Raw genomic sequence first — 1256 nt, 5'->3', positions numbered from 1 at the left:
CCGCCGTGCAGCGCGATGCCGTTGGTGATGGCGGTCATGCCGAACTCGCGCACGCCGTAGTGGATGTAGTTGCCCGCCAGGTCTTCATTGAGCGGTTTGGAGCCGGACCACATCGTCAGGTTGCTTGGCGCCAGGTCGGCCGAGCCGCCGAGGAATTCCGGCAGCACCTTGCCGAAGGCTTCCAGCGCGTTCTGCGACGCCTTGCGGCTGGCGATGTTGGCCGGGTTGGCCTGCAGCTGCTCAACGAATTTCTGCGCGTCGGCTTTCCAGTTGGCCGGCAACTCGCCGTTCACACGGCGGGTGAACTCGGCAGCCAGTTCCGGGAAGGCTTTCGCGTAGGCGGCGAACCTGTCGTTCCAGGCAGACTCTTTGGCCTGGCCGGCTTCTTTGGCGTCCCACTGGGCATAGATGTCCTGCGGGATTTCGAAGGCGGCGTATTTCCAGCCCAGGGCTTCGCGGGTGGCGGCCACTTCGGCGGCGCCCAGCGCAGCGCCGTGCACGTCGTGGGTACCGGCCTTGTTCGGGGAACCGAAACCAATCACGGTTTTGCACATCAGCAGGGACGGCTTGTCGGTAACCTTGCGGGCTTCTTCAATCGCCGCCTTGATGGCGTCCGGGTTGTGGCCGTCGACGTGGCGCACCACGTGCCAGCCGTAAGCTTCGAAGCGCTCGGCGGTGTCGTCGGTGAACCAGCCTTCCACGTGACCGTCGATGGAGATGCCGTTGTCATCGTAGAACGCGGTCAGTTTGCCGAGCTTGAGGGTACCGGCCAGCGAACAGACTTCGTGGGAGATGCCTTCCATCATGCAGCCGTCGCCCATAAAGGCGTAGGTGTGGTGGTCGACGATGTCATGGCCCGGGCGGTTGAACTGCGCGCCCAGGGTGCGTTCGGCAATGGCGAAACCGACGGCGTTGGCGATACCCTGGCCCAGGGGGCCGGTGGTGGTTTCGACGCCCGGGGTGTAGCCGTACTCAGGGTGGCCCGGGGTTTTGGAGTGCAGCTGGCGGAAGTTTTCCAGCTCGCTCATCGGCAGGTCGTAGCCGGTGAGGTGCAGCAGGCTGTAAATCAACATGGAGCCGTGGCCGTTGGACAGCACGAAGCGGTCGCGGTCAGCCCAGTGCGGGTTGGTCGGGTTGTGGTTCATGTAGTCGCGCCACAGGACTTCGGCGATGTCCGCCATGCCCATAGGTGCGCCCGGATGGCCGGAATTTGCTTTTTGTACGGCGTCCATGCTGAGTGCGCGGATGGCGTTGGC

At 64.3% G+C, this 1256-nt stretch carries 1 protein-coding gene; it reads right to left on the bottom strand.

Annotated features, from left to right (window positions below; genetic code table 11):
- Positions 1-1256, bottom strand: a 1256-nt coding sequence (locus tag QZQ97_RS24480; protein ID WP_311995510.1) for a transketolase family protein, incomplete at both ends; no start/stop codon positions are given.

The organism is Serratia sp. root2 (genome assembly GCF_031931805.1).
Classification (GTDB): Bacteria; Pseudomonadota; Gammaproteobacteria; order Enterobacterales; family Enterobacteriaceae; genus Serratia; species Serratia inhibens.
Note: the sequence above shows the minus strand (reverse complement) of the source record. Positions and strands in the feature narration are given on the sequence as shown.